Annotated in this window: 7 protein-coding genes and 3 pseudogenes; 6 read left to right on the top strand and 4 right to left on the bottom strand. The window is 69.9% G+C overall.

Annotated elements, in window-relative coordinates; translation table 11 throughout:
• The first annotated feature begins 186 nt into the window (after nucleotides 1–186).
• The 4 genes and pseudogenes from STRTUCAR8_RS23120 to STRTUCAR8_RS54375 all read left to right on the top strand — a co-directional run.
• Nucleotides 187–3042 (top strand): glycoside hydrolase family 3 protein, encoded by a 2856-nt coding sequence (locus tag STRTUCAR8_RS23120; RefSeq protein ID WP_006378360.1) that lies wholly within the window; start codon nucleotides 187–189, stop codon nucleotides 3040–3042.
• Nucleotides 3039–4436, top strand: coding sequence for a GH1 family beta-glucosidase (locus tag STRTUCAR8_RS23115; RefSeq protein ID WP_006378349.1), 1398 nt, complete (start codon nucleotides 3039–3041; stop codon nucleotides 4434–4436). Before STRTUCAR8_RS23120 ends, STRTUCAR8_RS23115 begins: the two co-directional genes overlap by 4 nt.
• The gene (gene yicI, locus STRTUCAR8_RS23110) at nucleotides 4433–6715 is read left to right on the top strand and encodes an alpha-xylosidase (protein ID WP_006378348.1); all 2283 of its coding nucleotides are present in this window, start codon (nucleotides 4433–4435) and stop codon (nucleotides 6713–6715) included. The genes STRTUCAR8_RS23115 and yicI overlap by 4 nt, the downstream gene beginning before the upstream one ends.
• A 98-nt stretch (nucleotides 6716–6813) precedes the next feature.
• Nucleotides 6814–6900 (top strand): annotated as a pseudogene (locus STRTUCAR8_RS54375) (GntR family transcriptional regulator); the annotation flags it as partial.
• Here STRTUCAR8_RS54375 and STRTUCAR8_RS23105 read toward each other — a convergent pair.
• The 4 genes and pseudogenes from STRTUCAR8_RS23105 to STRTUCAR8_RS23100 form a co-directional block, all read right to left on the bottom strand.
• Entirely contained in the window at nucleotides 6867–7268 is a 402-nt protein-coding gene (locus STRTUCAR8_RS23105) for a ribosomal maturation YjgA family protein (RefSeq protein WP_006378397.1), read from the bottom strand. The pseudogene STRTUCAR8_RS54375 and the gene STRTUCAR8_RS23105 overlap by 34 nt on opposite strands.
• Nucleotides 7269–7377: 109 nt before the next feature.
• Nucleotides 7378–7545 carry a hypothetical protein gene (locus STRTUCAR8_RS49980; protein WP_006378393.1) on the bottom strand — a complete coding sequence of 56 codons (168 nt, stop codon included), beginning with the start codon at nucleotides 7543–7545 and terminating at the stop codon, nucleotides 7378–7380.
• A gap of 491 nt (nucleotides 7546–8036) precedes the next feature.
• Nucleotides 8037–8309: pseudogene (locus tag STRTUCAR8_RS49975) on the bottom strand (amidase family protein); the annotation flags it as partial.
• A 66-nt stretch (nucleotides 8310–8375) separates the two neighbouring features.
• Nucleotides 8376–10679, bottom strand: a complete 2304-nt coding sequence (locus STRTUCAR8_RS23100) for an alpha-L-fucosidase (protein ID WP_234372571.1) — start codon at nucleotides 10677–10679, stop codon at nucleotides 8376–8378.
• 381 nt (nucleotides 10680–11060) lie between these two features.
• Between STRTUCAR8_RS23100 and STRTUCAR8_RS23095 the strand changes: the two genes are divergently transcribed.
• A complete protein-coding gene (locus STRTUCAR8_RS23095) occupies nucleotides 11061–12500 on the top strand; it encodes an RICIN domain-containing protein (protein WP_006378391.1) in 1440 nt (479 codons plus the stop codon).
• A gap of 16 nt (nucleotides 12501–12516) precedes the next feature.
• Nucleotides 12517–12703 (top strand): annotated as a pseudogene (locus tag STRTUCAR8_RS23090) (WHG domain-containing protein); the annotation flags it as partial.

Genomic DNA, 12703 nt, shown 5'->3' with positions numbered 1-12703 from the left:
CATGGCTGCCCTTCTCCCCAGAGGTGTCGAAGCGCTTCACCTGGCGGCGACGTTAATGACATGTTTCTCACGAAACAAGAGGGCTCAAGCCGAGAAACTTCCTCGTCCTCCCATCATTGACAGCCTGCGGGGAGGGATGGCAGCGTCGAAGCGCTTCAACATTCCGCCTGCTTAGGGGTTCACCTCGTGGATTCTCCGCACCTGTCCACCGCCCACCGCCTGCCGTTCCGTGACCCGGAGCTGCCGGTCGACAAGCGGGTCGACGACCTGCTCGGGCGGCTCACACTCGACGAGCGGATCGCGCTGCTGCACCAGTACGCGCCGGCCGTCGACCGTGTGGGCGTCGACGCGTTCCGTACGGGTACGGAGGCGCTGCACGGGGTGTCCTGGCTCGGCGAGGCGACGGTGTTTCCGCAGGCGGTCGGGTTGGGCGCGACCTGGGACGAGGACCTGGTGCGCGAGGTGGCCGAGGCGGTCTCGGTCGAGCTGCGTGCCTTCCACCGCCACCGTCCCACGGCGAACGGCATCGGCGTCAACAGCCTGCAGGCGTGGGCACCGGTGGTGAACCTGCTGCGTGACCCGCGCTGGGGCCGCAACGAGGAGGGCTACTCCGAGGACCCGGTCCACACCGCACGGCTCGGCACGGCCTACTGCCAGGGGCTGGCCGGCGACCATCCGACGTATCTGCGCGCGGCCGGCGTGCTCAAGCACTTCCTCGCCTACAACAACGAGGACGACCGCTGCGTCACCTCCTCCGGGCTGCGCCCCCGCGTCCTGCGCGAGTACGACCTGGCCGCCTTCCGCCCGGTGATCGCCTCGGGTGCGGCGACGGGCGCGATGGCCGCGTACAACCTGGTCAACGGCCGCCCCTGTCACGTCAGTCCGCTCCTGGAGGAACTGCGCGGCTGGGCCGTGCCGACCGGGCACGAGCTGTTCGTCGTCAGTGACGCCGAGGCACCCTCCAACCTTGTCGAACAGGAGCACTACTTCGACGACCACGCCCAGGGGCACGGCGCGGCGCTGAAAGCCGGGATCGACAGCTTCACCGACCAGAACGAGGACAGCGGGATCACGGTAGGGCGGTTGTGTGAAGCCCTGGAGCGCGGCCTGATCGACGAGGCGGACATCGACCGCGCGGTACGACGCCAGCTGCGACTCCGCTTCCGGCTCGGCGAGTTCGACGCCGGCCTCGACCCGTACGCCGGTATCGGCCCGGAGGTGATCGACAGCCCCGAACACCGCGCGCTGGCCCTGCGCGCCGCGACCGAGTCGGTGGTGCTGCTCAAGAACGACGGCCTGCTGCCGCTCCGGGCGGACCGCGCACCGCGCGTCGCTGTCATCGGCCCGCTCGCCGACGCCGTGTACGAGGACTGGTACAGCGGCACCCTGCCCTACCGGGTCGGCATCGCGTCCGGGCTGCGCGCGATGGCTCCCGACGTCGTCACCGTGGAGGGCCTCGACCGGATCGCCCTGCGCTCGCGCACCACGGGCGAACCGCTCGGCGGGACCGCGTACGACGTGTCGGAGTGGGGCGACGGGGTGCTGACCCTTCGCGACGCCGCCACCGGCCGCTACCTCACCCGCAGGGACGACGACTCGCTCGCCGCCGACCACGAGGTGATCAAGACCTGGTTCATCGACGAGAGTTTCCTGCTGGAGCCCGATCCCCTCGGTGACGCCGACACCGTGCTCCTGCGCAACGTCCGCACCGGCCGCTACGCGGTCGTCGACCCCGCCGACGGCAGGGCCACCGTCATCGCCGACACCCCGCAGGAAGCCGAACGCTGGCAGCGTGAACTGCTGCGGGACGGCCACGCCGAGGCCCGCAGCGCCGCCGCGGCGGCGGATGTCGCCGTCGTCGTCCTCGGCAACCACCCGCTCATCAACGGCCGCGAGACCGAGGACCGTACGGGCATCGCCCTGCCCGCCACCCAGGAGGCACTGCTGCGCGAGGTCGCCGCGGTCCGGCCGGAGACCGCGCTGGTGGTCATGAGCAGCTACCCGTACGCCCTCGACTGGGCGGAGAAGCACCTGCCCGCCGTGGTGTGGACCTCCCACGGCGGGCAGGAGACAGGGCGGGCACTGGCCGCCGTACTGCTCGGCGAGGCCGACCCGGCGGGGCGGCTGCCCCAGACCTGGTACCGCGGCGACGACGAACTCCCGCCCCGGCTCGACTACGACGTCATCAAGGCCGGCTGGACCTACCAGTACCACCGCGAAGCACCCCTGTACGCCTTCGGCCACGGTCTCTCCTACACCGACTTCACCTACGGCGACCTGCGGCTGTCCACGCCCACGACGGGACAGGACGGCGAACTGGACGTCACGGTGACGCTGTCCAACACCGGGACACGGTCCGGCAGCGAGGTGGTCCAGCTCTACGTCCGTGCCGTGGACGCCCGTTACGAGGCGCCCCGGCTGAAGCTCGCCGGTTTCCGCAAGGTGCGCCTGGAGGCGGGGGAGCGCCGGGAGGTGGCCTTCCGGCTCCAGGCCGAGCAGCTCGCCCACTGGGACGTGGCCACCGGAGCCTTCACCGTGGACCCCGGCGCCCACGAGGTCCTCGTCGCCCGCTCCGCCCGACACGTCGTCCTTGCCGCGCCGTTGACGGTGACCGGGCCGGCGCCCGAACCCCGCCGGGTCGTCGACCGGCGCACGGAGGCCGCCGACTTCGACGACTACACGGACGTCACCCTTGTCGACGCCACCCGTAGTGCCGGAGACGCGGTCACCCCCGCCGACCCCGCCCGCCCCGCCACCGTGCTGTTCCGCTCGGTCGACCTGTCCGGCGCCGTCCGCTTCGAGGCGGAGGTCGCGCGCGAGGACACCGGGCCGGGCGAGGCACGCCTCGAGGTCCGGGCCGGTGACCGGCTCCTGGCGGAGATCGCCGTACCGGTCACGGGCAGCCGCTACACGTGGACCGGCGTGAGCGCCGACGTGGGACCCGTCGAAGACGCCGTCCACGACCTGAGGCTGACCCTGCACGGAGCCTTCCGCCTCGCCTCCTACCGGTTCGACTCACGCGGCGAGGAGGCAACCGCATGAGCCGCCCCGACTTCCCGCTGCTGCCCCCGGGGTTCCGCTTCGGTGCCGCCACCGCCGCCTACCAGATCGAGGGCGCCCACGCCGAGGACGGCCGCGGCCCCTCCATCTGGGACACCTTCAGCCACACCCCTGGCCGCACCCTCGGCGGCGCCACCGGCGACACGGCCGCCGACCACTACCACCGCTACCGCGAGGACATCGCACTGCTGCGCGACCTCGGTGTCGACAGCTACCGCTTCTCGATCTCCTGGCCGCGCGTACTGCCCGAGGGCACCGGCCGGGCCAACGCCAAGGGCCTGGACTTCTACGACCGTCTGATCGACGAACTACTCGCCGCCGGCATCGCCCCCGCCGTCACCCTCTACCACTGGGACCTGCCCCAGGCGTTGGAGGACCATGGCGGCTGGCGGGTCCGGGACACCGCGGCGGCCTTCGCGGACTACGCGGCGCTCGCCGCCGAGCGTTACGGCGACCGGGTGCGGCGCTGGATCACCCTCAACGAGCCTTACTGCACGGCCTTCGTCGGGCACGCCGAGGGCCGGCACGCACCCGGCACCCGGGAGGGCCGCGGCGCCCTGGCCGCCGCCCATCACCTGCTCGTCGCCCATGGACTCGCCGTACGCGCCCTGCGCGCGGCAGGTGCCGAGGAGGTCGGCATCACCCTCAACCTGGACCGTGTCCACGCGGCCTCGGACCACCCCGACGACCTGGCGGCCCTCCGCCGCGCGGAGACCCTGCACAACGACATCTGGGCCGAACCGCTGTTCGCCGGGCGCTATCCCGAGCACGAGGCCGAGACCTGGGCCGGGCTCGCCGACGGCCCCTGGCGCAGGCCCGACGACCTGACCGTGATCGGCACGCCGCTCGACTTCGTCGGCCTGAACTACTACCGGCCGATCTGCGTGACCGCCGCACCCCACCGGGCTGCCGATCCCGAACAGCGCACCGCGGTCGACATCGGCGTGGCCGAGACGGACCCGTACGGCACCCGGCACACCACCATGGGCTGGCCGGTCGTACCTTCGGCGTTCACCGAACTGCTCCGCCGACTCCACGACCGCTACCCACGGTTGCCCCCGATCTGGATCACCGAGAACGGATCCGCCGAGGCCGACACCTTGACACCCGACGGCCAGGTCCACGACGACGACCGGACCCGCTACCTCGCCGACCACCTCCAGGCGGTCGCCGACGCGATCGCCGCCGGCGTGGACGTACGCGGCCACTACGTCTGGTCGCTGCTGGACAACTTCGAGTGGGCGCGCGGCTACGACCAGCGGTTCGGCCTGGTCCGCGTCGACTACGACACCCAGACCCGCACTCCCAAGGACAGCTACCGCTGGTTCCGGGACCTGATCACCGGGCACCGCGCCCGCACGAAGGACGCGAGATGAAGTTCACGGACGGCTACTGGCTGATGCGCCCGGGTGTCACCGCGCGCTTCGCCACCGAGGTCACGGACGTCCGTGCCGACGAGCACCGGATGACCCTCTTCGCCCCCGTCAAGCACGTCACCCGCCGCGGGGGCACCCTCAACAGCCCCCTGCTGACCGTGGAGTGCTGGTCCCCGGCCGAAGGCGTGATCGGGGTGCGCACCACCCACCACGCCGGATCCGGGCGCCCGGCACCGGAGTTCGCACTTCCCGGTACCGAGGAGGGCGCGGGGAAGGTCCACCGGGACGGCTCCCTGCTCGAACTCACCTCCGGCGAGCTGACCCTGCGCGTGAACACCTCCGGACCATGGCGACTGGAGTTCACGGCCGGCGGCAGGGTGCTGACCTCGGCGGGCGAGCGGGGCAGCGGATTCGTCACCGACGCCGACGGACGCCACCACATGGTCGGGCAACTTGCGCTCGGCGTAGGCGAGTCGGTGTACGGATTGGGGGAGCGGTTCACACCGTTCGTCAAGAACGGCCAGACGGTGGACATCTGGCAGGCCGACGGCGGCACGAGCAGCGAACAGGCCTACAAGAACATCCCGTTCCATCTCACCGACCGGGGCTACGGCGTCTTCGTCAACCACCCCGGCAAGGTCAGCTACGAGGTCGGTTCGGAGTCGGTCGGCCAGGTCCAGTTCAGCGTCGAGGACCAGTCGCTGGAGTACTTCGTCGTCCACGGCCCCACCCCGAAGGAGATCCTGGAGCGCTACACCGCGCTCACCGGGCGCCCGGCCCTGCCGCCGGCCTGGGCGCTGGGCCTGTGGCTGACGACGTCCTTCACCACCGACTACGACGAGGCCACCGTCAGCGGCTTCATCGACGGCATGGCGGAGCGCGGTATCCCGCTGAGTGTCTTCCACTTCGACTGCTTCTGGATGCGTGCCTACCAGTGGTGCGACTTCGACTGGGACCCCGAGACCTTCCCCGACCCGGAGGGCATGCTGGCCCGGCTGAAGGAGCGGGGACTGCGGATCTCCGCGTGGATCAACCCGTACATCGCGCAGAAGTCCCCGCTGTTCGAGGAGGGCATGCGCGAGGGGTACCTCGTACGCCGTCCCGACGGCAGTGTGTGGCAGTGGGACCTGTGGCAGGCCGGCATGGCCCTGGTGGACTTCACCCACCCGGCCGCCCGTGACTGGTACACCGGCAAGCTGCGCACGCTGCTCGACCAGGGCGTGGACTGCTTCAAGACCGACTTCGGCGAGCGCGTCCCCACCGACGTCGTCTGGCACGACGGCTCCGACCCGGAGCGGATGCACAACTACTACGTACACCTCTACAACCAGGCCGTCTTCGAGCTGCTGCGCGCCGAACGCGGCGAGGGGGAGGCGCTGCTCTTCGCCCGTTCGGCCACGGCCGGAGGCCAGCAGTACCCCGTGCACTGGGGCGGCGACTGCGACTCCACCTTCGGCGCCATGGCCGAGTCGCTGCGCGGCGGCCTCTCCCTCGGCCTGTCCGGCTTCGGCTTCTGGAGCCATGACATCGGCGGCTTCGAGGGCACGCCCACTCCGGCGGTCTTCAAGCGCTGGGTGCAGTTCGGCCTGCTCTCCTCGCACAGCCGTCTGCACGGCAGCAGGTCCTACCGTGTGCCGTGGGACTACGGCGAGGAAGCCGTCGAGGTCACCCGCGAGTTCACCCTCCTCAAGCACCGCCTCGCCCCCTACCTCCAGCGCGCGGCCCAGCAGGCGCACACCACCGGCGTCCCGGTGATGCGCGCCATGCTGCTGGAGTTCCCCGACGATCCCACCGCCGCCCTGCTCGACCGGCAGTACATGCTGGGCGACGATCTGCTCGTCGCCCCCGTCTTCAGTGACGACGGTACGGTCGAGTACTACGTGCCCGAGGGCACCTGGACCAACATCCTCACCGGCGCCGTCGTCACCGGCCCGCGCTGGGTGCGGGAACGGCACGACTTCCACACCCTGCCGCTGCTGGCCCGCCCGGACTCCGTGATCCCCCTGGCGGCCGACGACCAGCGCCCGGTCTCCGCCTGGGCCGAGGGCGTCGAACTGCGCGTGCACGCCTTCGCCGACGGCGCCGAGCGCACAGTCGTCGTCCCGAGCCCGGACGGGCCCGGCGAGACGGCCCGCTTCCGGCTGCGCCGCGAGGGTGCCCGGCTCCATGTGGAGACCGACAGCCCGCACCCCTGGCGGCTGCGGATCGGCGGCCCCGATGCCCGCCCGCACACGAACACAGCGGGACCCGGGGTGAGCAGCTTCCCTTGCGAGGACTGAACCGCGTTCCCCACCAGCGACAGTTCACGGACGTCAGTCACCGACGCCATGGCCGTCACGCGCAACTCCCCGGGAAGGGCGCGATGTTCGACGACGACAACGACGACGCGGCCGAGGTCACCGCCGTGCAATCGGACCGGACCCTGGAGGACTACCGGCGCGAGTTCCAGCGCCGCCTGTTCGGCCGGCGGTGGACTCCGGAGTCCACCGCGGTATGGATCAGCCACCCCGCTGCCGCACCGACCGCGTACCAGAACAGGTCGGGTGGGTTGAAGGTGGAACCGAGCACGAGGCGGCTGACTACGCTGCGCCGGGAGAGCTCCGTCGTCACCTCGCTGAGCTGCAGGAACTCCACCCCCCAACTGATCGCCAGCGCGCTTCCGGCCGCCGTCGGGGGAGTCACCCGGGGTGCCACCACAACGACAAGGGTGAGAAGCAGGACGGTGTACAGCGCGTCTCCGCCGTACTTGGCGAGGCTTCCCGCAGCCACCGCGCGGAGCCCCAGCCCCGCGCCGACGGTCACCACCGCGGCCCCGGCCGCCACCAGACGCATCCGCGTCGGTTCCACGGCACGGTCACTGACTCCGGGGACGAGGGGCACAGGAACATACTGCCGGACGTCCCGATGACGGTGGCCGGTCGGCAGCGCGCCGCACAGACCCTCATGGCAGCGGGTCGCCTTGCCTGAGGGTGGAGCCGTGATGGGCGCGGACGACCGCGATCACCGTGTCGGCGGTGCGGGCAAGGTGGCTGCGGCCGTCGGGCAGTTGAGCCGTAGGGCTGATATAGCTCTGCGGGCCGAAGTGAGTGGCCGGGTCGAGCCGGTGCACGGTGATCTTCCCCGCGTGAACGGCCCGGTTCCATCCGCTGCGACGCGGGAGCCGCCAGCGCTGCGGACGCTCGTAGCTGCCCGCTGAGGCTGTCGAGTGCGCAGGGAGCCAGTCAAGCTGTGAGGGTGGGCAGTCAGGGACGCACCCGGAGGACATCGCCCACGCCCGGCACACCCTGGACGACGAGGACCGATCGTCCCGAAAGCACTGCCGCCGTGTGGGAGCGCGAGGACGGGGGTGGCCGGGGTCACCAGGACGTCGGCGCCCGTCATGGCCGCGCGGAAGGCGTTTTGGATGTCGGTCTTTCCTCGCCGGAAGGCGGCGCAGACCTGCCGCCCGGTGACGTTCTTTCGACGGTGGCGCCCGCGGTGCGCAGGTCGTCGGGTCCCTCGTCGAAGAGCCTGCGCACATCGGGGTCGAGGACCTTCTGGCCCAGGTCGTGGCAGGCGGCGACGCGTACGCCCGTCAGGTCTCCCGGGGTGGCCGGCGGTCGCTTCGAGCGCCATGGCCGCGTCCAGAACGGTGCGGGCGAGGGGGCCGTCGGTGGAGTCGCCGTCGGTGTCGGAGGCGGTGGGGACGCGACCGACGGACGGTTTGATGCCCACCGCGCCGCACAGCGAGGACGGGACGCGGATGGAGCCGCCGCCGTCGGAGCTCCATGCGACAGCCTGTCGGTCCGTACTTCGTCGTGGCCGAGCATCCGGTGCAGCCTCTGCGCTATCGCTGACGAGGTCATGCTCTTGATTCCACGAGTGAAGGGCCATGGTCGGAAGGCCGGATGGACCAAGGGCCGGTGCCGTGCGGCACCGGCCCTCGCGCAGCTGGTCCGGCTACAGGGCGATGACCTGCCATTCCTGGTTGGTGCCGCCGGTGCCGTGCCACTGGATGACCGCGGCGCCGTCCGCGGTCGAGGCGTCCTTGACGTCAGCACACCAGCCGTTGCCGACGTTGACGAGCCGGTAGTAGCCGCTGGTCGCGGGGACCAGCTGCCACCGTTGGTTGCCGGCGCCGGTGTCGGTCCACTGGTCCAGGGCCGCGCCCTCGGCGGAGCCCCCGGGACTGTCCAGGACCTTGCCGCTGCGGACGTTGGACAGCCGGTAGGAACCGTCCGTGTTGGCCAGCAGCTTCCATTGCTGGTTGGTGCCGCCGGTCCATGGCCACTGGATGATGGCCGCGCCGTCGGCGCTGGAGGCTGCGTTGACGTCCAGCACCTTGCCGCTCTTGCGGTTGACCACCCTGTACGTGCCCAGGTCGGCGGTGAAGGGCCGGTCGTAGATCTCCAGGCTGCGGATGGACGCCCAGGCCCCGGAGGGCAGGCCAGTGACCGTCACCCGCACGTACCTGGCCGAGGCGCTGAACATGGCGACCTGGACCTGGCTGGTGCTGGTGGTGGCGGTGCGGTCGGCCAGGGTGGTCCAGTTGGTGTTGTCGGTGGAGCCCTCGATCCTGTACCGGTAGTTGGTGGCGTCCAGCTCCCAGGCGATCCGGGCACCGGTGACCGGCTTGGCCGCCCCCAGGTCCACCTTCAGCCAGTGACCGGTGTTGCCGTTGGCCGCGCACCAGCGGGTCGCGGTGGAGCCGTCGACCGCCTTGGCTGCCGTGTTGCCGTTGGAGCTTTCCTCGCTGCTCGCTGTGGCGGTCCTGCCGATGGCGACGTCGGCCGGCTGCACCGTCCGGTCCAGGGTGACACCGACGACGCTGTCCTCGGGGATGCGGGTGCGGTTGATGCCGGTGACGGTCACCTTGCCGTCGCCGTCCACGCTGAACGACAGGTCGGCGCCCGACGCCACGTCGAAGACGCGGGTGACTGTCGCGTCGCCGATCTGCGGGGTGGTGAAGGAGGTGCCGCTGTAGCCGGGCAGCAGATGGACGTAGAAGGTCTTGTCCTTGTACGTGAAGCCGTACTTGCCGTCGACCGGGTTCCACGGGCCGCCGCGGGTGCCGTACACGGCCTCCCCGCACGTGGTCAGGAAGGAACCGATCTGCCGAACGAGTGTCTGCTGGGCACTGGGGACCGCACCGGTGCGGTCCGGGCCGATGTTGACCAGGCAAGTCATGTTGCGCACCCAGGCGTTGACCAGGATGTTCATCGCGTTGCCGAAGCTCATCACGCCCGAGCCGGCCCGGTAGCCCCAGGCGCCGCCGATGGTGAAGGCCTTCTCCGACAACTTGCCGTTGCGGATGGCACCGCTCGGGACGGAGGGGCCCTCCTCGCTGTCGAAGTCGCCGATCCAGCCGGCGCGCAGAGTGGTGACGGCGTCGGGCTGGTGCTTGCGGACCAGGCCGGTCAGGCCCAGGGGCTTGCCGGTGGCGGGGTCGGTGTCGCCGTAGGCGGCATCCACCGGCCACTCGTTCGCGGGGTCGCGGAACTTGCCGGGCTCCCAGAAGAAGGCGGCGTCCGCGTCGGAGCCCTGCTGGCCCAGCCAGCCGCCGTCCCACCAGATGTCGTCGATCTTTCCGTACTGGGTGACCAGCTCCTTGACCTGTTGGTACACCTCGTTCTTCATGATCCGCGCGTTCTCCTTGTGCGCGGGATCGGTGGTGTAATTCCAGGCGTTGGGTAGGCAGTTGGTGCCGCGGACGTCGTAGTAGCCGGGGTAACGCCAGTTCAGCGGCGAGAAGTAGAGGCCCACCTTCAGTCCGGCGTTGCGTACGGCGGTGACGTACTGGCCGACGAAGTCCTTCTGCAGCGGCGCCTGACCTGAGTGCCAGGCGTTCGGGTGGGTGGACGGCCACAGTGCGAAGCCGTCGTGGTGGCGGGTGGTGAGCACGGTGTACTTGGCGCCCATGTCCTTCGCCAACTGGGCCCAGGCGGCCGGGTCGTAGGCGCTGCCGGTGAACTGCTCGCTGGTGGCGTCGGTGACGTACTTCTTGTAGTTCTCCGGCGTGATGGCGGCGTTCTGCATGTACCACTCGCCCTTGGCCGGGCCGGAGTAGGGACCCCAGTGGATGAACATGCCGATCTTGGCGTCCTGCAGCCACTGGACCTTCTCGTCCGACTGCTGCTCGACCTCCATGTCCAGCTTGGGGATGCGCAGCGGCGGGAGTGGCAGGGGTTGGGTGGAGGCGGCGTGCGCGGGGCTCGCCAGGGCGGGAGTGACGACGGCGGCGACCGTCATGGCCGCCATACCCATCAGTACTCTTCGTCGAGTGGGCGGTTCTGACAAGGGAGATCTCTCCTGACTGTCCACAGGACAGCATGGACCGTGCTGTGACTCGGTACCCGAGTACGAACAGGTCGGATGGGTCACCCAGAATCGGCGGGATGTGGGGAGCCGCACGAAGGCGTACATCGCACCGGGATGACACTGGATGTATTAACAAGCATGAGGTCGACCCTGTCCAGAGGGCGGACAAAAATGAACGCCCAACACGTCGACAGTCGAGCCGGGCGAGGGCCTGACCCTATAAACATCGGATGTTAAGGCCCTTGACGCACCCATACGCCCCCTCTACCGTCCGACAACGGAGTCGCACACACATCAACAATTCCGAAACCGTTGTTGAGGTAACCCATGCTCAGACGCACCCTCACGCTCATGCTGGCCACCACGGTGAGCGTGTTCGCCTTGCTGGTGACCGGATCGCCCGCTCAGGCCGCTCCGGTCACGGTGTCCAACGCGACCCAGTTCACCGACACCGCCGGCGCCGTAGTGCAGGCCCATGGCGGTGGAGTGGTCAAGGTCGGCTCCTTCTACTACTGGTTCGGTGAGAACCGCAACGCCGACAACACCTTCAAGGCCGTCTCCGCCTACCGGTCCACCGACCTCAAGACCTGGGAGTTCCGGCGCAACGTCCTGACCCGGGCCAGCAGTCCCGAACTCGCCGTCGCCAACATCGAACGACCGAAGGTGATCTTCAACAGCACCACCGGCAAGTTCGTGATGTGGATGCACAAGGAGAACGGCAGCGACTACAACCAGGCCCGCGCCGCGGTCGCCGTCTCCGACACCGTCGACGGCGACTACACCTGGCGGGGCAGCTTCCGCCCGCCGTCCGGCACCACGTCCCGCGACATGACGCTGTTCAAGAACGACGACGGCACCGCCTACCAGATCACCTCCGCGGCCGGCAACGCCGACCTGCAGATCTGGAAGCTCACCGCCGACTACACGGCGTACGACAGCCTGACCGCCAACCCGTGGGCCGGCACCTTCCGTGAGGCGCCGGCGCTGTTCAAGCGGAACGGCGTCTACTTCATGCTCACCTCCGGCAACAGCGGCTGGAAGCCCAACCAGCAGAGGTACGCGACCGCGAGCAGCATCACCGGCCCGTGGACGGCGATGACCGACGTCGGTGACGACACCGGCTACGGCTCCCAGACCACGTTCGTCCTGCCCGTCCAGGGCACTTCGGGCACCTCGTACCTGTACATGGGCGACCGCTGGGGCAACTCCATGGGTGGCACGGTCAACGACTCCCAGTACGTCTGGCTCCCCCTGACCTTCCCCACCAGCACCACCCTGGACCTGCCCTGGTACCCGCAGGTCGCCATCGACACCGACGCCGGCACGGTCACCGGTGTGGGCGGCGGCCCGTACGACAACCTGGTCGCCAGGCACAGCGGCAAGTGCCTCGACGTCTCCGACAACTCGGCCTCCGACAGCGCGATCGCCCTCCAGTACACCTGCGGTGGAGGCCTCAACCAGCAGTGGCGGCTCCAGGACGCAGGTGGCGGCTACGTCCGCGTCCTCGCCCAGCACAGCGGCAAGTGCCTGGACGTCGCGGGTGCCTCAACTGCCGACGGTGCCTTCGTGAACCAGTACCGCTGCGGCACCGGCACCAACCAGCAGTGGCAGTTCCAGGACCAGGGCAACGGCTACTACCGGGTGGTGGCCCGGCACAGCGGCAAGTGCCTGGACGTGAAGGACGCCTCCACCGCCAACGGCGCCCGGCTCATCCAGTGGACCTGCGGGACCGGCACCAACCAGCAGTTCCAGCGCAGCACCGTCTGACGACTGGCACCGAGGGATGCACTCCGCGCTCCACGCCTACGTGGACTTCGCCACGGCCAACGCCGAGCTCCTCGACCTGATGTACTCGATCAAGCACGATCCACAGGCGTCACAAGAGCTGTCCGAGGCCATCCACCGTTGGTCCCAGGAGATCTTCGGACTGATCGCCGAGGGGCAACGCCTGGGCGAGGTACGTGAAGGGC

Source organism: Streptomyces turgidiscabies Car8 (genome assembly GCF_000331005.1).
Taxonomy (GTDB): Bacteria; Actinomycetota; Actinomycetes; order Streptomycetales; family Streptomycetaceae; genus Streptomyces; species Streptomyces turgidiscabies.
The sequence above is the reverse complement of the archived record's forward strand: the minus strand, read 5'-3'. Positions and strand labels throughout refer to the sequence as shown.

Coding starts and splice junctions, on each gene's coding strand:
- STRTUCAR8_RS23115 (WP_006378349.1), top strand. CDS start 3,039: ATGAGCCGCCCCGACTTCCCGCTGCTGCCCCCGGGGTTCCGCTTCGGT.
- yicI (WP_006378348.1), top strand. CDS start 4,433: ATGAAGTTCACGGACGGCTACTGGCTGATGCGCCCGGGTGTCACCGCG.
- STRTUCAR8_RS23105 (WP_006378397.1), bottom strand. CDS start 7,268: ATGCGTCTGGTGGCGGCCGGGGCCGCGGTGGTGACCGTCGGCGCGGGG.
- STRTUCAR8_RS23100 (WP_234372571.1), bottom strand. CDS start 10,679: ATGGGTATGGCGGCCATGACGGTCGCCGCCGTCGTCACTCCCGCCCTG.
- STRTUCAR8_RS23095 (WP_006378391.1), top strand. CDS start 11,061: ATGCTCAGACGCACCCTCACGCTCATGCTGGCCACCACGGTGAGCGTG.